Source organism: Brevibacterium sediminis, assembly GCF_013623905.1.
In the GTDB taxonomy this organism is placed as follows: domain Bacteria; phylum Actinomycetota; class Actinomycetes; order Actinomycetales; family Brevibacteriaceae; genus Brevibacterium; species Brevibacterium sediminis.
On record NZ_JABKDD010000017.1, the window covers coordinates 41,600 to 65,024 of the forward strand.

Consider the following 23,425-nt stretch of genomic DNA (forward strand, 5'->3'; position numbering starts at 1 on the left):
GCTCAGGCCTCGAGTTCTGCAGGAGTGAAGAGGGGCAGGAAATCGCCGAGGTCGGCTCGGGTTCCCGAGGCGTCGATGTCCCCGGCGGCGAGCGCGGCCTGGAAGTCGGTGCGTCCGGTGACCAGGCCCAGCCACACCTCGGCGGAGGTCTCGACGACGTTCGGCGGGGTGCCGCGGGTGTGCCGGGGACCGGCGATGCACTGGGTGACGCCGAACGGCGGGACCCGGACTTCGACGCTGTTGCCTTCGGCGCGGGAGGCGAGCTCCTCGAGGGTGAAGCGCACTGCGGTGGCGGTGGTCGATCGGTCGGCCGGGGCCGCGTCGAGCCTCGCCTGCGTCAGCCACAGCTCGAGTGCGCTGCGTCCCTGATCGGGGTCGATCCTTCTGCGAATCGCCATCAGTCCCTCTTCCTCTCACCGATATCGGCAATATCTTCCCCGAGCTCCAGGCGTCCGACAACGTTCGTCCGCCCCTCGGAATCCGTGCCCCCGGTGACCGGGTCCGTGATCGCTGCGATCACGGCGTCCACCGTGTCGTTCTCCGGCGCCGAGGCGGCTCCCGGCTCGGCGCCGAACGCTCCCGCCCGCTGGAGCAGGGTCAGCGCCACGAACCCCGTGGCCCGGGAACTTCCGTCGAGGCATTTCACGGCGACGGCGTACCCGGTCCGGGTGGCCATGACGATGACGCCCTCGGCCCCGCCCTTGGCGAAGACGCCGAGTCGGTCGATGACGGTCGAATTCGGTCGGCCGTGCCCCTCGATCGTCCATGGGTCGGCGAAGACCGCCTCGGTGAGGGTGCGGGCCTCACGCTCATAGGCAGTCCATGGTCCGGCCGTCTCCTCAACCGCGCCGTCGGCGCTGCCCATCCGGATGACACGGCCGATGGCCCGGGCCAGACCGGTGAGGCTGAGCGCGAACACGGGTGCCCCGCAGCCGTCGATGCCGACCGCGGAGGGTTCCTCGGAGGCGAAGGTCTCGACCACCTCGGCGACCTTCTGCTGCACGGGGTGGTCCGGGGACAGATAGGTGGAGGTGTCGGCTCCGATGGCGCGGGCGGCGGCGAGGAACGCAGCGTGCTTGCCGGAGCAGTTGAAATACAGGGGCGAGCGCGGGTCGGTGTTTTCGTCCCCCTGCGCCCGTGCGCGTTCCTGCAGTTCGCGGCGGAAGGCTCCGTCGGCGGGATGGGCGGACGGGCACTGCAGGTCGGATACGCTCAGCCCTGCTGTCTCCAGCATCGATTCGACCACCTCGACGTGCCCGGCTTCGGACTTGTGCGAGGCGGCGGCCAGGGCCGCGGCGGGTCCGGTCAGCTGCGCCCCGAGGCTCATCGCCGCGATCGCCTGCAGCGGTTTGAGACTCGAGCGTGTGAACACTGCAGCATCGGGGGCGCCCAGACTGATCAGCGGTGATCCGTCCGGGTCGAGGACGACGGCGGACCCGATGTGTCGGGATTCGATGAAGCCGGAGCGCTCGACGACTGCGAGCTCGCCAGCCTGCGCGGGGGTGAAAGTCGAGAAGGTCACGCACTCAAGCCTACGACCCTTTAGGCTGGTGGCGTGAAGGTTCTTGTCATCGGTTCGGGCGCCCGTGAACACGCCCTTGTCCTCGCTCTCTCGCGCGACCCGCAGGTCGACGCCGTCATCGCTGCTCCCGGCAATCCCGGTATCGCGCAGATCGCCCACACCGAGGCGGTCGATGCCTCGGATGCCGCCGCCGTGACCGCGCTGGCTGAGACCCTCGACGTCGATCTCGTCGTCATCGGGCCCGAAGCCCCGCTGGTCGCCGGAGTTGCGGATGCTCTGCGCGAAGCTTCCTTCCCCGTCTTCGGCCCCAGCGCGGAAGCCGCGCACCTCGAAGGCTCGAAGGCGTTCGCGAAGGAGGTCATGGAGTCCGCGAACGTGCCGACTGCACGTACGGTGGTCGCCTATTCGACCGACGAGGCGGCGGCCGCACTGCGCGAATTCGGCGCCCCGCACGTGGTCAAGGCCGACGGCCTGGCCGCCGGCAAGGGAGTCGTCGTCACCGATGACCTCGATGCCGCGCTGACACATGCGAGCTCCTGCCTCGAGGTCTCCGACCGGGTCGTCATCGAAGACTATCTCGACGGCCCCGAGGTCTCCCTGTTCGTCCTCTGCGACGGCACGACCACCGTTCCCCTGGCCCCGGCTCAGGACTTCAAACGCATCGGAGACGGTGACACCGGCCCGAACACGGGCGGGATGGGCGCGTATTCGCCGCTGCCGTGGCTGCCTGCCGGCACCGTCGACGAGATCATCGACACCGTCGCCCAGCCCGTCGTCGATGAGATGGCCCGCCGCGGCACCCCGTTCACCGGGCTCCTCTACTGCGGGCTCGCGCTGACGTCGAAGGGTCTGCGCGTCATCGAGTTCAACGTCCGCTTCGGCGATCCGGAGACCCAGTCGGTGCTCGCCCGCCTGTCCAGCCCCTTGGGCCAGACGCTACTCGCCGCCGCCGAGGGCCGCCTGAACGAGACCGCACCCCTCGAATGGGATCCGCGCTCCTCGGTGACCGTGGTCATGGCAGCCGAGAACTACCCGGGCACTCCGAGCACCGGAGACATCATCCGCGGGCTCGACACCGTCGCGACCCTGCCCGACATCAGCGTCCTCCACGCAGGCACGAAACTCGCGACCGGTCCCAGCGGCGGATTCGCCCCCGAAGATGCCGTGATCACGAAGGACATCGCCGAGACCGGTGACATCGTCACCTCCGGCGGCCGCGTGCTCTCCGTCGTCTCCCTCGGCGACGACCTCGACGATGCGCGGGCGAAGGCCTATGCCGCGGTCGGCCAGATCAAGTGGGACGGTGAGCAGCACCGCACCGATATCGCCGAGGCGGCCGCCGCCGGACGTATCGAGCTCGCCTCCGGATACGCCGCCCCCGCACCGGTCGCCCCGGTGCTGCCGGGCTGGAAGCACGTGTATTCGGGGAAGGTCCGCGACCTCTACATTCCCGCCGACGCCGCCGATGCCGCGAGTGCGCAGCAGCTGCTCATGGTCGCCTCGGACCGCATCTCCGCCTATGACTGGGTGCTCGACTCGGAGATCCCGGACAAGGGCAAGGTGCTCACCGGACTCAGCCTGTGGTGGTTCGATCAGCTCGCCGATGTCATCGGCAACCATGTCATCAGCTCAGACGTGCCCGAGGCCGTGGCCGGCCGCGGCCTCATCGTGCAGAACCTCTCCATGTTCCCCGTCGAGTGCGTGGCCCGCGGCTACCTCACCGGATCGGGAATGTCGGACTACCGGGCCACCGGGTCCGTGTGCGGCATCCAGCTGCCGGCCGGACTCGTCGAGGCCGATCGCCTCGAGCCTCCGATCTTCACTCCGGCGACGAAGGCCGAGCTCGGCGAACACGATGAGAACGTCAGCTTCGAGGCCGTCGCCGAGACCGTCGGGACCGAGACCGCAGAGAGGCTGCGCGACCTGACCGTGGAGATCTACCAGCGTGCCGAGCAGATCGCCCGGGAACGCGGGATCATCCTCGCCGACACGAAGTTCGAGTTCGGGACCCTGCCCGACGGCACGATTGCCCTCGGCGACGAAGTGCTCACCCCGGACTCCTCCCGCTTCTGGGACGCCGAGGGCTATGAGGCAGGCAAGGCTCAGTCGAGCTTCGACAAGCAGTTCGTCCGCGATTGGCTGACCGAAGAATCCGGCTGGGGCAAGGCATCGGACACGCCTCCCCCGGCGCTGCCCGCCGAGGTGGTCGAGAAGACCCGTGCCCGCTATATCGAGGCTTTCGAGAAGCTCACCGGAGAGACCTTCCCCGGCTGAAGCGCTCAGTTCTCAACCCCACAGAAGCCGCGGGGCATCGACGACAAGTCGGTGCCCCGCGGCTTCACCATTGCCGCCAACGACTCCTGTGCGAATATCGCAGTGTGAGACGCTGAATCAGCGCTACTGACAATCCGTGTTGCAGTTTCCCTCACTTGACGCATATTTCTGCAACGGAATCAGTGGAATCACGGGGGATGTTCCGCTAAGGTGACTTCACAGTGATCCACAACACACTCAGAGAGCGGGCTCGGCAATCCGCCTCTGCCACGACACTGCAGTCGGGAGGCAGCATTGGACCTCGATATCCTCGATGTCACGATCTTCGACGGTGAGGCTCTGCGCGCCGAGGATCGCGTGAGCATCCGCGACGGGATCATCACCGAGATCGGCACCGGACCCGCAGCTGTGCCCGCGTCGCGCACGATCAAAGCCGCCGGGAAGCTGCTCACTCCCGGCTTCGTCGATGCGCATGTGCACACGACCTTCGGCGGTCAGGAGGCCCTGGCCTGCGATATCAGCGGAGCGGACAGCCTCGAGGCCGCGCTGCAGATGGTCCGCGACTATGTCGCCGACACGAACCGTGATGACGGCGCGACCGACCCTGCGAACGACTGGGTCATCGGCGGCGGCTGGTCGATGGCCCACTTTCCCGGAGGAGACCCGACCGCCGACATCCTCGACGTGGCCTGCCCCGATCGGCCGGCGATCCTGCTCAGCGCCGACCACCATTCGGCATGGGTGAACACGCAGGCGATGACCGCAGCCGGACTCGACGAGACGTCCACGGCACCTGCCGGCGGCGTCATCGTCGCCGATTCCGCGGGCCGCCCCACCGGGTGCCTGCACGAATCGGCCATCGACCTCGTCTCAGCCCACGTTCCCTCCGCCTCCGAGGAGGAGGTCCTGGCCGGTCTGCGCGAAGGTCAGCGCTACCTCAACTCCCTCGGCGTGACCGCGTGGATGGACGCCATCGTCGGCGACTACGGCGGTCACCGCGACCCGTACGACACCTACGTCGGCGCATCGGAATCCGGCGAGCTCCGGTCAGAGGTCGTCGGCAGCCTGTGGTGGCCGCGCGGAGTCGAGGACATCGACGCCGAGGTGGCCCGACTGACCGATCTCGCACGCTCCGACGGACGCTTCCGCGCCACCTCGGTGAAGTTCATGCTCGACGGGATCGTCGAGTCCCGGACCGCGGCGATGACGACCGAATACACGTGCACCTGCGGTGGCTTCGGGACGAGCTATTTCACTCGCGACCACCTCGAGGCCTCGTTCGCGGCCCTCGATGCGGCCGGCTTCGACATCCACTGCCATGCGATCGGCGATGCTGCAGTCAAGGCCGCCCTCGACGCTTTCGAGGCCGTCCGCAGCCAGGGCACGGCCGGCACCGGGACGACCGGCGCAGCTGACACCGGCGAACGCCGTCACCATATCGCCCACGTCCAGGTCGTCGATCCCGCCGATGTCCCCCGCTTCGCCGAACTCGGCGTCACCGCGAACCTGCAGGCGCTGTGGGCCTGCTATGACGAGCAGATGATCGACCTCAACCTGCCGTTCCTCGGTGCCGAGCGCAGCGGCTGGCTCTATCCCTTCGGGTCCCTCAACCGCTCCGGCACCCATCTGGCGATGGGTTCGGACTGGCCGGTATCAACGGCGAACCCGTGGGACGCGATCCATGTCGCGCTCAATCGCTCGCACCCGACCGCCGCGGATGAGTCGCCGCTGCTGCCCGACGAGGCGATCGACCTGACGACGGCGCTGCGTGCCTACACCGCAGGTTCGGCACACCTGCTGCGCTCGGCCGACAACGGCCACATCCGCACCGGTCAGCCGGCCAACCTCGCCTTGGCCAGCGCCAACCCGTTCACGCTGCCGCCGACCGATATCGCGGAGATCACGAACGAACTGACGATCTGCGACGGGCGCATCGTCCACGACGCCCTGCTGCCTCGAACACCGGCACCGACCACGCCGTCCGCCCCGACCGCCACCGGCTCAGCCAGCTGAAGACGAAAGGCCATCATGACCAGTACAGCCACCTCGACGCCGTCTGCGGAGACCGGACTCGACCACCTCGAGATCCAGGGTGTGAAGAAGGTCTTCGGCGACAACACCGCCATCGAACGCCTCGATCTGAACGTCCGCAAGGGCGAATTCCTCTCCCTGCTCGGCCCCTCCGGCTGCGGAAAGACCACCCTGCTGCGGATGATCGCCGGCTTCGAGACCCCCACCGACGGTGCGATCCTGCTCGCCGGCAAGGACATCGTGTCCCTGCCGCCGCACCGCCGACCGGTCAACACGGTGTTCCAGTCCTACCTGCTGTTCCCGCATATGAACATCGCCGACAACATCGCCTACGGACTCAAGCAGGCGAAGGTCCCGAAACCGGAGATCGCGCAGCGCGTCCGCGATGCCCTCGCCCTTGTGCAGATGGAGGACTTCGCCGGGCGCAAACCCGAACAGCTCTCCGGCGGTCAACAGCAGCGCATCGCCCTGGCCCGGGCGCTGGTCAACCGGCCGCAGGTCCTCCTTCTCGACGAGCCGATGTCGGCGCTCGACAGGAAGCTGCGGGAGGAGATGCAGCTCGAGCTCAAACGCCTCCACACGAAGCTCGACACGACCTTCGTCTTCGTCACCCACGATCAGGATGAGGCGCTGGCGATGAGCGATCGCATCGTCGTCATGTACGACGGCGTCATCCAGCAGATCGGCTCCGGTGAGGACATCTACGCGAACCCGCACAACGGCTTCGTCGCCGGCTTCATCGGCAAGCAGAACTTCATCTCCGCCGAGGTGGCGTCCACCGATTCGACGACCGCGACCCTGCGCACGGCTAACGCTGTGCTCACGGCCCCGACGCTGACACTCAAACCGGCCACCGCCGCCGGTGAACCCCGGAATCTCGAGGTCGGCGACCGAGTGCGCGCAGCCATCCGTCCCGAACGGATGCACGTCGCCCCCGCAGGCGAGAGCTCCGGAGAGGCGAACACGGCCCGCGGCTCCGTGATCTCGTATTCGTTCCTCGGCGACGTCATCCAGTACATGATCGTCGTCGGTGACAACGACGAGATCCTCGCCCGCGTGCCTGCCGCCGGGCGGGAGCCGATCAGCGCTGGCACCGAGGTGGAGCTGAGCTGGAATGCCGACGCCGTCGCCGTGTATGACCGTGAGCCGAGCGCGGTCGCGTCCCTCCTCGAAGGCGGTGCCTGAAATGGCCCGGAAGAGACCCGATGTGACGTTCCTGGCCCCGCGGGCCGCCTCGGCGAGGTTGAGCCGGCGAGCGCTGCTGGCCGGATTCGGTGTCGTCGGGCTCGGGGCACTGAGCGCGTGCGGCAAGAACACGAAGATGGCGGCATCGCCGCCGACCGACGGAAAGCTCGAATCGAAGCTCAACCTCTACTCGTGGGGCGACTACGACAATCCCGAACTTCTCGACGCCTTCAAATCCCAGAACGACATCCTCGTCCAGGTCGACGCCTACGGATCGAACGAGGAGCTCGTGGCGAAGCTCTCGACCTCACGCGGGACGTCCGGCTACGACGTGGTCGTGCCGACGGGGTCGAACATTCCGCAGATGCTCGAACATGACCTGCTCCAGGAGCTCGACCTCACCCTGATCCCGAACTTCGAGCATATGGATCCGAACTTCACTCATCAGTACTTCGACCCGGACAACACGTACTCGATCTGCAAGGCGTGGGGCACCACCGGTTTCGTCTACAACACGAAGAAGATCACCCGGGAGCTGACCAGCTGGCAGGACTTCCTCGATGCCGCACAGAAGGAAGCGGCCGGCACGACCGCTCTGCTCGAGGACCCATGGGAGGTCTCGGCGATCGCTCTGGCTGCACAGGGTTTCAGCCTCAACACTCAGGACGAAGGAGAGCTCGACAAGGCTCGGAAGATCATCGTCGACGATCTGGCCCCGAACGTGAAGGCCTATGTCGGCAACGCCGCCACGAGCATGATTCAGGGCAGCTTCACCCTTCTGCACGCCTTCAACGGCGACGCCCGGCAGGGCCTGACCGAGGTCAAGGACCCGGAGAATTGGAAGTTCGTCTTCCCGACCCCCTCGGCGAATCTGTGGATGGACTGCTGGGCGATCGCCACCGGCGCCCCGCACCCGGATTCCGCTCACGCCTTCATCAACCACATGATCTCGCCGGACACTGCAGTCGACCAGCTCGACTACATCGGCTACCCGATCGGAACGAAGGGCCTGGCCGAGCAGGCGAAGAAGGCCGACCTCGACCAACAGGACCTCATCTTCCCGGCACAGAAGGTCCTCGACCGTCTCGAACCGAGCAAGCAGACTCCGGCCGATCAGATTCGGACGAAGATCCTCACCGACGCCCAGGCCAGGAGCGGAGCATGAGCACTCAGACCCGACCGCAGCAGCCACGACCGAAGAAACCGGCGACGAAGTTCTTCGGTCCGGCGGCCATGTCGTTTCCGACATGGGCCTATGCGCTGTTCTTCTTCATCATTCCCCTCGCCCTCATCGTCTTCTACAGCTTCGGGTACAAGCCCGACCAGTTCACGGCCATCGCCACCGATCGCCTGTCGTTCGGTCGGTACCCGGAAGCGATGAGCGCAAGCTTCGTCTCGACCTTCTTCGCGACGCTGCGCATCTCGCTGCTCGGCACCCTGCTGTGCCTGATCATCGCCCTGCCGTTCGCGTACTGGCTGGCGATCAAGGTTGCGCCCGCCCGCAGGTCGCTGGCTCTGGCCCTGGTGATGGTGCCGTTCTGGACGAACTTCCTCGTGCGCACCCTCGGCTGGCAGATCATGCTCTCCCCCGACGGGTTCCTGTCGAACTGGCTGCAGGGGCTCGGGCTGCTCGACGGACCTCTCGACATCCTCTACACGCGGACGGCGGTGCAGATCGGCGTCGTCTACAACTATCTGCCGCTGATGATCCTGCCGCTGTTCGTCGCCATCGACGCCTCGGGCAAGAAGCTGCGCGAAGCCAGCTACGACCTCGGCGCGGGGAAGGTGAAGACCTTCATGCGGGTCACGCTGCCGATGGCGATGCCCGGGGTCGTCTCCGGCTGCCTGCTCGTGTTCATCCCGCTCAACGGCGACTACGTCACCGCGACCGTCCTCGGAGGAGCGAGCGGCTCCATGGTCGGTCAGCTCATCGCCAATCAGTTCAACACCGCACAGAACTGGGCGGTCGGAGCGGCCATGGCGATGATCCTCATCATCTCCACCTTGGCCGTCGTCGGGGTCGGCTTCGCATTGCTCAAACTCGGGCAGGCGATCACGGCCAAATTGAACAGTGTTCCGCTGCATGACGGGAGGGCCTGAGATGCCGAAGAAGAACACGTTCGCACGTCGGACTCCGACCGATATCGCCCTGCACGTCTGGGGCATCCTCGTCTTCATCTACCTGTTCGTGCCGATCGCGGTGATCATCGCCTATTCGTTCAACAACGGCAAGGTGCTCGCGAACTTCCGCGGCTTCGGCCTGCACGCCTACATCAGCGGCATCAACAACGACATCATCGTCTCCTCCATTGTCACGAGCCTGCAGGCCGCTGTCGGCACCGCCATCGTCTCGACGATCTTCGGCACCCTCGGCGGAGTCGCTCTGGCCCGGGCCCGAAGGGGCGCTTGGTGGGCACTCGGATTGACCGCGATCCTCGGACTGACCCTGGTCACCCCCGAGATCGTCGACGGCATCTCCTTCCTGCCGTGGTTCGTCACCGTCGGCGTCGATTGGGGAATCACCCCGCTCAACAACGGCCTGGTCAGGCTCATCATCTCGCATGCGATGTTCTCCATGGCGATCGTGACGTTCATCGTCAGGGCCCGGCTCGCCGGAATGGACACCCAGCTCGAGGATGCCGCCGCCGACCTCGGTGCCACCCCGTGGAATCGGTTCAAGGACATCACGCTGCCCATTGCGGCCCCCGGCATCCTCGCCGGTGCTCTGATGTCGTTCACCGTCAGCCTCGACAACACGATCCTCTCGAGCTTCGTCCAACAGCCGGGCTACACCCCGTGGCCGGTCTACATCTTCTCCGCCGTCCGCGTGGCCCTGCGCCCCGAGGTCGCGGCGATGTCGACGGTGATGTTCGTGCTCACCCTCGCCGCGCTCGGTTTCGTCGGCTTCGTCCTGCGCAAGGCCGGCGGGAACGCCACGGAGATCATCAAGACGATGGCCGCATGAGGCACACAACTCGCACCGCGAAGAAAGTGAAGTGACATGGACGTCAATGCCGCATTGGCCGACGCCTCGACCATTCCGTTCTGGCTCGACACCGACCTCCGTCCGGAGCCGCTGCCGCCGCTGCAGGAGAATCGAGAAACCGACCTCCTCGTTGTCGGCGGCGGGTTCACCGGTCTGTGGACCGCACTGCAGGCGAAGGAGCGGGACCCGGACCGTCGGGTCGTGCTCGTCGAGGCGAACTCGATCGGGTGGGCCGCCTCGGGGCGCAATGGCGGATTCTGCGCGGCCAGCCTCACTCACGGCTACGACAACGGGGAAGCTCACCTGCCGGAGGAGAACGATCGGCTCGCGCAGCTGGGCCGTGAGAACCTCGACGCCATCGAGGCAGCGGTGGCAAAGTACGGGATGGACGTCGAGTTCGAACGCACGGGCGAACTCGATGTCGCCACCGAGGACTACCAGGTCGCCGAGCTGCGGGAGGCCCACGATCCCGATTCCGGTTTCATCTTCCTCGACCAGCAGGAGCTCGCGGGGATCGTCAAGTCGCCGACGTACAAAGGTGCGCTGTGGGATTCTCGCGAGGTCGCGCTCGTCCATCCGGCGAAGTTGTGCTGGGAGCTGCTGCGGGTCATCCGCGAACTCGGGGTCGAGGTCTATGAGGGTACGAAGGTCACCGATGTCAGCGACGCGAAGACGAGCGTGCGAGTCCAGACCCGCGTGACCGCGGAGACGCTCGAGGACTGCGCGGCCGCTCAGTGCAGCCAGGTCACGGCGAAGCGGGTGGCCCTGGCGACGAATGTGTTCCCCTCGCTCCTCAAGCGGGTGAGTCTGCATACGGTTCCCGTCTACGACTATGCGCTGATGACCGAGCCGTTGAACAACGAGCAGATGGCTGCGATCGGATGGGAGGGCCGTCAGGGCATCGGCGACTGTGCGAACAGATTCCACTACTACCGGCTGAGCGCTGACAACCGGATCCTCTTCGGCGGTTGGGACGCCGTCTACCACTTCGGGCGGCAGCTGTCGTGGAGATACGATCAGCGGCCCGAGACCTTCGAGACCCTCGCCGAGCACTTCTTCGAAACCTTTCCGCAGCTAGAAGGGCTGAAGTTCTCCCACAAATGGGGCGGACCGATCGACACCTGTTCACGGTTCTTCTCGTTCTTCACCAGCGCCTATGGGAAGAAGGTCGCCATGGCTGCGGGGTTCACCGGCCTCGGGGTGGGTGCGTCTCGGTTCGCTGGAACAGTCATGCTCGATCTGCTCTCCGGTGAGGACACCGAACTGACCGAGCTCGAGATGGTGCGCAAGCTGCCCCTGCCGTTCCCGCCCGAGCCGATGGCGTGGCTGGGCATCAAGATGACGACGAATGCGCTGATCAAGGCCGATGAGAACGAGGGTCGTCGCGGTCCTCTGCTCAAAGTCCTCGATGCAGTGGGCATGGGCTTCGATTCCTGAGGGCTCCGGCCTGTCCGACGACCGGACCGCGGGCGGGGAATTCGGCCGTGGTTGGTAGACTCTGGGTGAGCGCGGGAGGAACTCCCGAACACTTTCACAAAGGAGCAGTACACGCATGGCACGTGTCGTCGTTGAGGTGATGCCCAAACCCGAGATCCTTGACCCCCAGGGCAAGGCGATCTCCGGCGGACTGACCCGTCTGGGCTTCACCGGGTTCGGTGAGGTTCGTCAGGGCAAGAGGTTCGAACTCGAGGTTGACGGCGAAGCCACCGAGGAGGTCCTCGCCCAGGCACGCGAAGCCGCAGAGAAGCTTCTGTCGAATCCCGTGATCGAAAACGTTGTGGCAGTCCGCGTGGCCGAGGACGCATCGTGACCGCTGTCGCGGCTGATCCCACCGCCGAGGCGACCGCAGAGTCCGGTGTCTCCGTCGGAGTCGTCACGTTCCCCGGAACTCTCGATGACCGTGATGCCGCTCGCGCCGTGCGTCTGGCCGGTGCGAACCCGGTGAACCTGTGGCACGCGGATTCGACCCTGTCCGGAGTCGACGCCGTCATCCTGCCCGGCGGTTTCTCGTATGGTGACTACCTGCGCTGCGGTGCGATCGCCGGATTCGCTCCGATCATGGAGTCCGTCGTGGCCGCGGCGAATGCCGGTATGCCGGTGCTCGGCATCTGCAACGGCTTCCAGATCCTCTGCGAATCCCGTCTGCTGCCCGGTGCGCTCATCCGCAACGATCACCAGCATTTCATCTGCCGCGACCAGGACCTGGTCGTGGAGAACGCGAACACCGCGTGGACGAGCGACTATGAGCAGGGTCAGACGATCCGCATTCCGCTGAAGAACGGTGAGGGCGGGTTCGTCGCCACCGACGAGGTGCTCGACGAGCTCGAGTCCACCGGACGCGTGGTCTTCCGGTACCAGGGCTTCAACCCGAACGGGTCTCTGCGAGACATCGCCGGAATCACGAACGAAGCAGGCAACGTCGTCGGCCTCATGCCGCACCCCGAACACGCCGTCGAGACCGGCTTCGGCCCCGAGTCCGGCGGCGGAATCGACGGTCAAGGGTTCTTCTCCTCGGCCGTGCGCACGCTCGTCGCCAAGGGCTGAGCCGACCGGCTGCCGCGGAGAAACCGACAGACGAACGACGCAGGGTCCTTGACTCAGAACCAGTGTTCTGAGTCAAGGACCCGGCGTCGTTTGCATCCTGTTGGCGGGTGGAGTGATCACGGGCCTCTATTCGTCGATGTACACCCTCAGTGGCGCCGAGTCTTCGAGGTCGCCGCATTCTGCAGTGATGACGTATCTGCCCCACAGGTCCTTGCTTGAATCCGCTATGTATCGGACCGATGCGGACTCATCTTCACCGGCGAGTTGACGCTTTTCCCAGACCTTCGTCTGACCATCCGTGTTCTTCTTGAACACGCGGAACACGGCCTCGTCTTCGGCCGAGCAGTTGACCATTGTGAGATTAACTCCGTCGGTGCCGAGAGCCGTGTCGTTCGTGTCCTCCTCTGGGTTCACCAACAGAGTGCCATCGTCGTATTCACCTCGATCGCCCTCCGAGATGAGGTCGACTCTGGTGAACATCTCTCTCACTGTCTCACCGTCGCGTTCGACATAGACCGTGAATGGAAGGTCTGTCGGGACGTCCGGTTCCTCATCCACGACAACCGAGCCGTCGAATGGCCCGTCCTTCTTCACCACGGACTTCTTGTCGTTGAGGCTCGTGGTGACGACGTCCCCTGCTTTGAGTCCGTCGACGGTGTATTCGATACCCTTGCCGTGCGCGACCTCGTACACTGTCATCGTCGCGTACCTCAGCGCCAGATCTTCATCGTGAGACTTGGGGTCGTCCTCCGCGGCTTCCTCCCCTGCTGCCGCAGATTCACTCGAGTGATTTCCGTCGGTCGGCACAGAGCCCGAAGGTGCGGCATCGAGACTCGAAGCGGCCGTCGGGCCGGCTGCGAGGGCAGAGATCCCGAGGGCGACGGTTGCGGCGAGTGCGAGCTTCTTCATTGTGATCATCCTTCTTTCGTCCTTGCCAGTGATGCTCTGAAAGCGTTGTCGGGTTGATCTGCCGTATTCGGTTGTGATGCGACCGTAGGCAAGACGAAAGGGTTCTGTGGAGTTCTGATCATTGTGGTCATGACAACTTCGAAACAGCGTTCCGAACGGTTTCGAGACGTCAATGTGACCTGCCGATTCGAACGCTGAGCCGACGTTCAGACTCACGCGCCGCCTGCAACGGCACCCTCGCCGAGGCGCCACTGTCGTTCCTGGTCATCCCCTCTGGCCCAGCATGGCCGGGTCGGACCGGGTCCTGCCAGAAACGGCGAGGTGAAACGCGCACACAGGTCCTGATCAGTTTGCCGATCACATCGTCATCACTCCGTGGAATTCGGCAGGCTGAATTGTTATTGCCGATTTCGGAGATTTCAGTCCGCGGTCCCCTGCTCGCGACTCCGGAAGCCGGAGACCAGTACCGTCAGCAGCACCCTGGCCGGAATCAGTCCTCGGCCCAGTCGAGTCCGACAGCGGTCTCGAGAGTGCTGTTCGTGGCGTGCAGTGGGACGGCCCATGTCTTGTCCCCGACGATGCCATCGGAGTCGACGCCGCCCCACTTCTGAAAGCCCTCCACAGACTCCTTCGTGCCTGCCCCGAAGTCTCCGTCGGCTTCGCCTGGCGACGGCCAATCACCGCTGTCTGCACCGGAGATGAGTACCTTCTGCAGGTCGCGGACGACATCACCTTTCGACCCGGTCTTCAGCAGAGGCATCGGACCACCGTTCGGAAGTGATTCCCAGGTGTCTTTTCCGACGATGCCATCGACCGTCAGTCCGGCACTCTCCTGAAATCGTCTGACCCCAGCTTCGGTGTCCGGTCCGAAATCACCGTCGACTGCGACGCTGTGATCGGGAGTTCTCCGCAGTGCTCGCTGGGCACGCAGGACCGCGGCGCCCTTGTCACCGCGTTTAGTTTCGGGCTGACCTGGATTGGACATGGTTGTGCTCCTCTGTCATCGGTTTCGTGGAAGCTTCCTTGCCTCCACGACCACCAAGCTAGGCCCGTTGTTCCTGCACCGGCAAGGCGCCGACGAGACTCAACGGGCGTGCACGCGAACTGTTCGGCACTGCCTGTGAAGACAGCACAGATCGGCCCCGGTTCTTCTACTCGAAGTCGAGGAACCGGGGCCGATCGCTTCCGCCAGGACCGCCTCTCGCCGTCGGGCCGGGTGGAGTCACCAACCCGACGGATCACCGGTCACTGTCAGCTCTTGTTCTTCCTGCGAGCCAGTCCGATGGCTGCTCCACCGCCGAGGATGAGCAGGGCACCTGCGGTCAGTCCGGTGAGTTCAGCACCGGTGCGAGGCATCGACGAACCGCCGCCGGCTTCGCCGGAGTCTCCTCCGTTGCCGCCACCGGACTCACCGCCGGTGACTTCGAACTTTCCTGACCTGCTGACGTCCATGCAATCGGCGAAGACCTGGTAGGTCCCGACGTAGTACGCGGGATCATCCCCGAGTCCGTAGACGTGGATTCCGGCTGCTCCTTCCTCATTGGTCGTCGCGGTCTGTTCATAGAGTTTCTCGCTCTTGTCCCCGGAATAGACCTCGAAGTGGACTTCGGCGTCCGGGACGCATTCGTTGACCATCAGCTGCACACCTTGGTCCCGGTCGATGAAGTCCTCCCCCGAAATCGTTTCGGGATTGATCGAGAGCTTGGGATCGACGACGCTGCCGTCATCGGTGACCGTGAACGTGGTCTCTGCGCTCTTGTCACCGCAGGAGGCCAGGACGTTGAAGTCACCGATCCAGCCCTTGCCGCCGTCACCATCAGGCAGGAACTGGACGGATCCGGCTGCGTCCTCACCGGCTTCCTGGGTCTCGTCCCAGATCACGGTGTCGGGATCTTTCGCGGAGCTCACCTGGAACTTCACCTCGGAGTCGACGTGGCAGTCGACGAGGGTGATGTTGACACCGTTCTCGAGGAAGTCGGCGAGCTTCTGGCTCTGCGGGGTGACGCTGAGATCTGCATCGGAGCTGTCGTCGTCTTCAGTGACGGAATACGTCGTCTCTGCGCTCGTGTCACCGCATTCTGCGCTGACGACGAAGTCACCGATCCATCCGTCACCGCCGGTGCCGGGCATGAATGATGTGGAGACCGAACCGTCATCGCCGGCGGTCTTCGTCTCTTCCCAGATGTTCGTATCTTCGCCCTTGCGGACGATGGTGACGGTCACTTCTTCGCCCGCCTCGCAATTGCTCACGGTGATGTCGACACCGTTGTCGAGATACGAGTCGATCCCCTGGCTCTGCGGGTCGACGCTGACGGCCGCATCCGAGTCATTTTGGCTGTCGGTGATCTCCACACTGCCGCTGAACGTCTTCGACTCCTCGCCGTCGCGCGCGACGGTCACGGTGACATCGACGACGTCGCCGACCTTGAGCTCGGTGTTGCCACGGAGCTCTCCGTTGAACGTTCCGTCACTGTCGACGGTGATGGAGCCGTTCTCGCCGGGTCCGGCGGTGACGGTGTCTCCGGCTTTCAGTCCGGTGATGGTGTACGGGATGGCCTCGGCTGCCTCGTCGACGGGCATCGACGACTGGTCGAGGGAGAACGAGGCATCGATCGGGGTCGAGTCCTCGGTCGGTTCGTCCGAACCTTCGCCGGGGTCGGCCGCCTCTTCACCGTCGCCGGGATCTGCTGCGTCCTCGTCGCCTCCCGGATCAGTTGATTCCTCCCCGTCACCGGGTTCGGTGGGTGTGCCGGGATCCGCGGCGTCGTCACCGGGATCCGTGGGCGGGTCCTCTGTTCCCGGGGAATCTGCGTCGCTGTTTCCTGCTTCTCCTGCGGCTTGGACGTCGGCCGCCTGCGCAGTTGTGCGCTCATCTGCTTGTGCGGCTGCCTGGCCCCATCCTCCGATGGAGAGTGCCAGAGCGAACGTTGCCGCCATTGCCAACCGTTTCATGATGGTCCTTCCAGAGTTCTGGTCGGTTGCCGTCTTCAGTTATGGCTTGGACCATACGCAGGCAATGAAGAGCGCACGACTTTAGGTCATTTAGGTCATGACAGAAGTGATAGAGGTGTTTGGCCGAATGTTTATCACTTCGCAATACTGTTCGCGCGACCCAGTCATAGTGCCCCCACGTGTTCGTGCCTCAGGCTGTGCTCTCACCTGCACAACAACTTCTATTTGGGGCTGGTGAGCCGCACGGCAGAGCGGTCAGAGCAGTGTCACATTTGGATCGACTTCGGCATTCATACCCTGAAAAACGTTATGTCGGATTTTCGCACACCATCTGATTTCTGCGGTGAATGCGATGCAGGGTCCCCGAGCTCAAGCTCGGGGACCCTGCCACTGCTCGGAACGATCAGGCTTGCGGAGAGCGGCCTTCCTCTGCTGGCGCCTCGTGGCTTTCACCTTCGGTATCCGGTCCGTCCGTGCTGTCGCTGTCGGAGGCCGCAGCCTCGTCGAGCGGTGCACCTGCGTCGGCATCGGCCTCGGCGAGCACCTCGGCAGTGAACTGCTCCTCGGCGTCCTCCCCGCGGAACTGCGACATGTACAGCCGGTGGTAGGCGCCTTCTGCCGCGAGCAGCTGCTCGTGGTTGCCGTGTTCGACGATCGCTCCGTCCTCCATCACGAGAATGGTGTGAGCGTCACGGATCGTCGACAGCCGGTGGGCGATGACGAACGACGTCCGATCGGTTCGCAACGCTGCCATCGCCTGCTGCACCAGCACCTCGGTGCGGGTGTCGACCGATGAGGTCGCCTCGTCGAGGATGAGCAGTGAGGGGTCGGCGAGGAACGCTCGAGCGATGGTGATGAGCTGCCGTTCGCCGGCCGAGACGCTGCCGCCGTCGGAATCGATGACGGTGTCATAGCCGTCGGGCAGCTGGCGCACGAACCTGTCGACCATCGTCGCCTTGGCGGCTGCGACGACTTCCTCATCGGTGGCGCCCAACCGGCCGTAGCGGATGTTGTCGGCGATGGTGCCTTCGAACAGCCACGCATCCTGGAGCACCATGCCCACATGTGAGCGGAGGTCGGCCCGGCTGAGGTCGCGGGTGTCGATGCCGTCGAGGTAGATGGTTCCGCCCGTGATCTCGTAGAAGCGCATCACGAGGTTGACCAAGGTGGTCTTTCCGGCGCCGGTCGGGCCGACGATCGCCACCGTATGTCCCGGTTCGGCGGTGAAGGACACCTTTTCGATGAGAGGCGTCTCCGGAGCGTAGCGGAAGCTCACTTCGGAGAATTCGACCTTGCCCGGAGTACGCGGGGGCAGCTCCCTTTGCACCTCGTCGGGGTCCTCTTCCTCGGCGTCGAGCAGTTCGAAGGTCCGCTCCGCCGAGGCGACACCGGACTGGAGCATATTTGCCACACCTGCCATTTCGGAGATCGGCTGCGAGAACTCGCGCGAGTATTGGATGAACGCGGTTGCATCACCGAGCGTCATCTGTCCCGTCGCGACCTTGAGGCCGCCAGCGACTGCGATGAGGACATAGCTGAGGTAGGACACGAACTGCATCGAGGGCATGATCATGCCGGAGACGAACTGTGCTCCTGCCGAAGCCTTGTACAGCGATTCGTTGCGACGGTCGAACTCCTCGAGCATGACCTCGTCACGGCCGAAGGCCCTGACGATGTCAAGACCGGAGAATGACTCTTCCACGTGCCCGTTGACCTCACCGGTGTGCTTCCACTGCGCCTTGAACAGCTTCTGCGAACGGGTGCCGATGACGCCGGCGATGATCGCCGACAGCGGCAGAGCGATGAGAGCCAGCAGTGCGAGCTGCCAGGACACGATGAACATCATCACGCCGATGCCGATGATCGTCAGCGCCGACTGCACGAGCTGAGAGAATGCCTGCTGCAGGGCCTGCTGGATGTTGTCGACGTCGTTGGTCACTCGCGACATCACGTCGCCGCGCTGACGGGTGTCGAAGTAGCGCAGCGGCAGTCGGTTGATCTTGCGTTCGATGTCCTCACGCAGACGGTAGACCACGCGCATGACCAGGGCGTTGAGGATATACCCCTGCGCCCACATGAGCATCGAGGCCACGAGGTACATGAGCAGGACGGCGATGATGATCTGACCGAGCGCCGTGAAGTCGATCCCCTGCCCGGGCACCACCTCGGCGGTGGCGAGCATATCGGCGAAGTCGTCTCGGCCCTCGGCGCGGGCCCCGGCGATGATGTCGTCGATGTTCGCACCAGCGGGCAGCTGAGCGCCGATGACTCCGGAGTAGACGACGTCCATCGCCTTGCCGAGGACCTTGGGCGCGATGACGGTGAGCACGACGGAGCCGACGACGAGGGCGACGACGTAGAACATGCCCTTCTTCTCCGTGGCCATGAGTCCGAACAGACGCTTGACCGACGGCCAGAAGTGCTTGGCCTTGCGCGGAGGTGTGCCTCCGCTCATCTCCAGTTCCTCGCCGCTGGGGATGTATTCGTCTTCCCCAGCCACCACAGTTTCGGTTGAGTTGTTGTCGGCCATGTCAGTTCACCTCTTCCGTGGTCAGCTGGGATTCGATGATCTCGCGGTAGGTCGGGTTCGTCTCGGCGAGTTCCTCATGGGTGCCGCGGCCGACGATCTTCCCGGCTTCGAGGACGATGATCTGATCGGCGTCCCGGATCGTCGATACACGCTGGGCAACGACGATGACGGTGGCGTCCCCCGTCGATTCGTCGAGGGCGGCCCGCAGGCGGGCGTCGGTGGCGACGTCGAGGGCGGAGAACGAATCGTCGAAGACGTAGATCTGCGGCTTCACCGTCAGGGCTCTGGCGATGCACAGACGCTGCCGCTGCCCACCGGAATAGTTCGTGCCTCCCTGGGCGACGCGTTCTGAGAGCTTGTCTTCTTTCTCAGCCACGAAGTCGTCGGCCTGAGCGATGCGCAGGGCCTCCCACAGCTCTTCATCGGTGGCGTCTTCATTCCCGAAGCGCAGGTTCGAGGCGATCGTGCCGGAGAACAGGTACGGCTTCTGCGGCACCAGACCGATGAGCTGGGCCAGTTGGTGGCGGTTGAACTCGGTGACGGGGGTGCCGTCGATGAGGATCTCACCGACCTGCGGGTCGATGAGTCTGGGGATGAGGTTGACGATCGTCGACTTGCCGGAACCGGTCGATCCGATGATCGCGGTCGTCGTTCCGGGCTGGGCGGTAAAGTTCAGTCCTTCGAGCACAGGCACCTCGGCGCCGGGATATCCGAAGGTGACATTGCGGAATTCGAGCTCACCGCGACCGGGCAGCTCCCTGACACCGGCAGGGATGGTCATCGTGCTGCGGGTGTCGAGGATCTCGGCGATGCGTTCGGCGCAGACGACGGCGCGCGGAATCATCATCATCATGAATACGCCCATCATCACGGCCACGAGGATCTGCAGCAGGTACTGCAGGAACGCGGTCAGCGATCCCACTTCCATCTGTCCGGCGTCGACGCGGTGGCCACCGAACCACAGGACGGCGGCGGTCGCGAGATGGAGGATCATCATGATGGCGGGGAACATGAGCACGAACAGGTTGCCGACCTTGACCGAAGTTTCGGTCAGGGCACGGTTGGCATCGGCGTAGCGGTCGGTCTCAAAGGGCTCACGGACGAAGGCACGGATGACGCGGATGCCGGTGATCTGTTCGCGCAGAACGCCGTTGATGTCGTCGACCTGGTCCTGCATGCGGCGGAACAGCGGCATGAGGAGGTAGACGAGAATGGCGACGACGATGAACAGGACGGGCACGGACACCCACACCAGCCAGGACAGTCCGGCGTCTTCCCGCAGGGCCATGATGATTCCGCCGATGCACATGATCGGTGTCGAGACCATGAAGTTCAGGGTCATGAGCACGAGCATCTGAACCTGTTGGACGTCGTTGGTGTTGCGGGTGATGAGGGTGGCGGATCCGAATTTTCCGACTTCGAGCATCGACAGGTCGTCGACCTGACGGTAGATGGCTCTGCGGAGGTCGCGGCCGACGCCCATTCCCGTCCGGGCGCCGAAGTAGATCGCGGTGATCGCGGTGACGACCTGCACGAGGCAGACGAGCAGCATCGTCATGCCCGTCGACCAGATGAAGTCGGTATCGCCCTTGGCGACTCCTTCGTCGATGATCCGGGCATTGAGGCTGGGCAGGTACAGTGCTGCGATGGTCGAGGCCAGTTGCAGGATGACGACCAGAATGATGAACGGCCAGTAGTTTTTGGCGTATTTCAGGGACAGGCGGAGTAATGCCACGTTGAACGTCCTGAGTGAAGAGCGGCTGATGATGGAGTCGTGAGAGTTGCGAAGCGCAACAGACTACCTTACATTGATTCTCCTCTCAGAGATAGACGAGCCGGCGGCTGATCGGGGGCGTTCTGCCACGACCTCCACTTCACCATGAGGCACTGACACGGCCTTCGCACCGCGTGCCTCCTCGCTTCTCGGGCGCTCCCGCATACGCTTGAAAGCATGAGCTCAACTCTGCAGGACCTGGTCAATCGTGCCGTCTTCTATTCGACGGAGGTGCAGACGCATTTCGGTGCGCTCATCGCCGACGCCGAGTGGGAAGTCGACTTCAGCTCCGACCCGCACCTGACGTTCACGTCGACCGAGGGCGCCGTCCTGCGCACCCGGCCGCATCTGCTCGGTTCGGAGTCAGGCAGGGAGAAGACGTGGCTGTGGGGTTGGGAGAACGTCAATGACTTCCCCGACGCCATCGTCGGGCTCTCCCACGAGGTGCGCAAGTTCGGGGCCGCTGAGGACGTCAGCGAGCTCACGACACCTGAGCTCTCCCTCGATGAGGAGCTCGCACTGCGGCTGACCCTGGCGTCGAAGGAGGCCACCGATAAGTGGGCCCACTATCCTGCCGCCGCCGGCGCCGGAACCACTGTTTGGCTCCTCGTCGATGCCGCCGAGATCGCCTTGCCCGCACCGCAGGTCAAGGTCTCTGTGCGGGCGCTCATGCAGGGACTGACGCAGACGACAGTGACCAACCACCGCGCGGCCATCGACGCGTACGTCGCCAAACGCGGCATTCCGACGGCAGAGCTTCCCGAAGGTGGCCTGCGGATGCTGTTCGCCGACGGCTCGGCCGACCTGTCCTTCGACGATCAGCGTCGCATCTCCAACTGCGACCTGAATGCGCCGCTGGAGGGCGAGGCCGCCGAGCAGTACGCCGCCGCGGAACCCACAGGCACCCCCGCCGAGGCGGCCGCCGCCTCTCGCACGACCGAGTCGACTTCCGCTCCCGCTGCGAAGGATGTTGCCGCACCACCTGCGTCGACACCCACGACACCGACACCGGCCTCGGCAGGGGAAACGGCGGAAACTGCGCCCACGGAGTCCGTGCCAGACGAGAAGCCGGCAGCGGAGGCGACCCCGACGGCCGAAGCTCAGACCGACGAAGCTGCAGAGCCTGCGGCGGAGGCTTCGGATACCGCACGCGGAGAGCAGCGGCCGGAAGACGAGCGGCCACTCGGAGACGGGCCTGTCGAACCCGCCGAGACGGAGACTCCGGTCGAGGAAGAACCGAGCAAGGACGCCAAGCCGAAGAAGAAGGGCCTGTTCTCCAAGCTGTTCGGACGCTGATACGCCGCTGAGCAGTTGCATCCCTGACGGATGCTTGGGGCCCCGCCGATCGGCGGGGCCCCATTGATTTATCGGCTTTCAGCGATTGACGGGTGTTTCGGGTCCCCAGCGGAATCCTCGATCGAAGAGGAACCTTCGCTCCTCATCATTGCGCAGCGTCAGTTCCGATTCCCCTGCTCGCAGAGAGAACTCCCCTTCTCCTACCTCCGAGTACTGGAACTCGACCGTACCTGAGGAACCGCGGATAAGCGTCTGAGCGCCTTTCCGGACGGGGTAGAGCTTCGCTGTGATCGACTGGCCATCGACGCTGTAGACCCCATCCTGGAAGTCTCCGTCGGAGTACCGCACACTCATTCTCTTGCCTTTGCCCGATCCGATCTGCCCGAAGGCGATCTGAGTGATGTCCTCGGTTGTATGGTCAGTGCCCTCGATCAGGGCGGGCTTGCCTGACGTGGTGACGGTATAGACGCCTGAGATCTCCTCAGGAGCGCCAGGGCGACCCCAATTGAGGCTGATTCCGGTGGCCAGTCCGCTGCCGACGATGATGACAACAGCGAGTATCGGGGAGACCCAGCGAGTGATGCGAACGAAGATCCGGTTGTGCCAGATGAGGCCGTTGACTGCCGGCCCGACGCTGCGCCCGAATGCGAAACTCACGACTCGGGGCACGTTGGGGATGAGAAGGATGAGACCGACGAGGGCCATCGCTCCTGAGAGCTGCTTCACCGGCACGTCGAACGTCAGGTTGAGCAGGAAGACCACGCTCATGTCCAGAGCTGCGATGAGTGCGCCGAGCCAGGCAGAACGACGGAAGAGCAGCAGGATGACCGCGAGAAGCTCGGCCAGGCCCGCCAGGAATTGAACGGTCGGGGAGAAGGCCATGAAACGCCACAGCAGCCCCATGGGGCTCATCTCGCCGTACTGGACTATTGCGTCGGCATAGTCGGCATAGCCCATCTGAACGTGGTAGATCTTCGTCCAGGCGTAGGGCAGGAGCGCCATCGCCAATCCGATGCGCAACAGCCAATGCAGGGCCCAGAGGATACCGATCCAGCGCGACCGTGACCGAGCCTGTAGAGCGTCCGGCTCCGCTGATTGTGCATGCAGTGCAGTATCGTTCGTCGTCATAATGTTCACATTACTGACAAAACGACTTGTCCTGCAGTAGGGTTCTCCGGACTATTCCCCAAGACATTCCCCACCCCTATTACTACCTGACGGGGGTGCAGCAACCCCGCGCCAGGTAGCAGTACCCCCGCCAGGTAGCACCAAGCACACCCACCGCATTCGTTGGTGAATACGTAATGGCCCCGCCCAAAAACTGGACGAGGCCATCACCACTAAAAAATATTGCGGCAGTCACTTACTCTCCCACAACCACCAAGTTGCAGTACCATCAGCGCGAATGGGCTTAGCTACCGG

18 protein-coding genes are annotated in these 23,425 nt (G+C 64.4%); 10 read left to right on the top strand and 8 right to left on the bottom strand.

Going from position 1 to position 23,425, the window contains the following annotated elements; genetic code table 11:
• Nucleotides 1-2 precede the first annotated feature (2 nt).
• Nucleotides 3-398 carry a sterol carrier family protein gene (locus tag HK108_RS16280; RefSeq protein WP_172175334.1) on the bottom strand — a complete coding sequence of 132 codons (396 nt, stop codon included), beginning with the start codon at nt 396-398 and terminating at the stop codon, nt 3-5.
• Nucleotides 398-1,522 (bottom strand): asparaginase, encoded by a 1,125-nt coding sequence (locus HK108_RS16285; protein WP_181272278.1) that lies wholly within the window; start codon nt 1,520-1,522, stop codon nt 398-400. Before HK108_RS16285 ends, HK108_RS16280 begins: the two co-directional genes overlap by 1 nt.
• Before the next feature lie 33 nt (nt 1,523-1,555).
• Between HK108_RS16285 and purD the strand changes: the two genes are divergently transcribed.
• The 9 genes from purD (at nt 1,556) to purQ (ending at nt 12,542) form a co-directional block, all read left to right on the top strand.
• Nucleotides 1,556-3,796: a phosphoribosylamine--glycine ligase gene (gene purD, locus HK108_RS16290; RefSeq protein ID WP_181272279.1), complete on the top strand. Its 2,241-nt coding sequence runs from the start codon at nt 1,556-1,558 to the stop codon at nt 3,794-3,796.
• Nucleotides 3,797-4,090: 294 nt separating this feature from the next.
• Complete coding sequence (locus HK108_RS16295) at nt 4,091-5,809, top strand: amidohydrolase (protein ID WP_181272280.1); 1,719 nt, start codon at nt 4,091-4,093, stop codon at nt 5,807-5,809.
• A gap of 15 nt (nt 5,810-5,824) precedes the next feature.
• The gene (locus HK108_RS16300) at nt 5,825-7,012 is read left to right on the top strand and encodes an ABC transporter ATP-binding protein (protein WP_139906998.1); all 1,188 of its coding nucleotides are present in this window, start codon (nt 5,825-5,827) and stop codon (nt 7,010-7,012) included.
• Between the two features lies 1 nt (nt 7,013).
• Nucleotides 7,014-8,177 (top strand): polyamine ABC transporter substrate-binding protein, encoded by a 1,164-nt coding sequence (locus HK108_RS16305; protein WP_181272281.1) that lies wholly within the window; start codon nt 7,014-7,016, stop codon nt 8,175-8,177.
• A complete protein-coding gene (locus HK108_RS16310; RefSeq protein WP_139470422.1) occupies nt 8,174-9,112 on the top strand; it encodes an ABC transporter permease in 939 nt (312 codons plus the stop codon). The genes HK108_RS16305 and HK108_RS16310 overlap by 4 nt, the downstream gene beginning before the upstream one ends.
• A 1-nt stretch (nt 9,113) precedes the next feature.
• Complete coding sequence (locus tag HK108_RS16315; protein WP_181272282.1) at nt 9,114-9,977, top strand: ABC transporter permease; 864 nt, start codon at nt 9,114-9,116, stop codon at nt 9,975-9,977.
• 36 nt (nt 9,978-10,013) lie between these two features.
• Nucleotides 10,014-11,435: an NAD(P)/FAD-dependent oxidoreductase gene (locus HK108_RS16320; RefSeq protein ID WP_181272283.1), complete on the top strand. Its 1,422-nt coding sequence runs from the start codon at nt 10,014-10,016 to the stop codon at nt 11,433-11,435.
• A 115-nt stretch (nt 11,436-11,550) separates the two neighbouring features.
• The gene (purS, locus tag HK108_RS16325; protein WP_025780534.1) at nt 11,551-11,808 is read left to right on the top strand and encodes a phosphoribosylformylglycinamidine synthase subunit PurS; all 258 of its coding nucleotides are present in this window, start codon (nt 11,551-11,553) and stop codon (nt 11,806-11,808) included.
• Entirely contained in the window at nt 11,805-12,542 is a 738-nt protein-coding gene (gene purQ, locus HK108_RS16330) for a phosphoribosylformylglycinamidine synthase subunit PurQ (RefSeq protein WP_139470425.1), read from the top strand. The genes purS and purQ overlap by 4 nt, the downstream gene beginning before the upstream one ends.
• A gap of 126 nt (nt 12,543-12,668) precedes the next feature.
• Here purQ and HK108_RS16335 read toward each other — a convergent pair whose 3' ends face one another.
• The 5 genes from HK108_RS16335 to HK108_RS16355 form a co-directional block, all read right to left on the bottom strand.
• Nucleotides 12,669-13,451: a hypothetical protein gene (locus HK108_RS16335; RefSeq protein ID WP_181272284.1), complete on the bottom strand. Its 783-nt coding sequence runs from the start codon at nt 13,449-13,451 to the stop codon at nt 12,669-12,671.
• A 490-nt stretch (nt 13,452-13,941) separates the two neighbouring features.
• Complete coding sequence (locus tag HK108_RS16340) at nt 13,942-14,436, bottom strand: peptidoglycan-binding domain-containing protein (protein ID WP_181272285.1); 495 nt, start codon at nt 14,434-14,436, stop codon at nt 13,942-13,944.
• 266 nt (nt 14,437-14,702) lie between these two features.
• Nucleotides 14,703-16,403, bottom strand: coding sequence for an LPXTG cell wall anchor domain-containing protein (locus HK108_RS16345; RefSeq protein ID WP_181272286.1), 1,701 nt, complete (start codon nt 16,401-16,403; stop codon nt 14,703-14,705).
• A gap of 403 nt (nt 16,404-16,806) precedes the next feature.
• A complete protein-coding gene (locus HK108_RS16350) occupies nt 16,807-18,933 on the bottom strand; it encodes an ABC transporter ATP-binding protein (protein ID WP_181272287.1) in 2,127 nt (708 codons plus the stop codon).
• A gap of 1 nt (nt 18,934) precedes the next feature.
• On the bottom strand, nt 18,935-20,668 hold the full coding sequence (locus HK108_RS16355) for an ABC transporter ATP-binding protein (protein ID WP_139470429.1): 1,734 nt from the start codon (nt 20,666-20,668) through the stop codon (nt 18,935-18,937).
• 216 nt (nt 20,669-20,884) lie between these two features.
• Between HK108_RS16355 and HK108_RS16360 the strand changes: the two genes are divergently transcribed.
• The gene (locus HK108_RS16360; RefSeq protein WP_181272288.1) at nt 20,885-22,003 is read left to right on the top strand and encodes a DUF6882 domain-containing protein; all 1,119 of its coding nucleotides are present in this window, start codon (nt 20,885-20,887) and stop codon (nt 22,001-22,003) included.
• Between the two features lie 78 nt (nt 22,004-22,081).
• On the opposite strand, the gene HK108_RS16365 is transcribed toward HK108_RS16360, so the two are convergent.
• Nucleotides 22,082-23,131, bottom strand: coding sequence for a DoxX family protein (locus tag HK108_RS16365; RefSeq protein WP_229664226.1), 1,050 nt, complete (start codon nt 23,129-23,131; stop codon nt 22,082-22,084).
• Nucleotides 23,132-23,425: the final 294 nt, after the last annotated feature.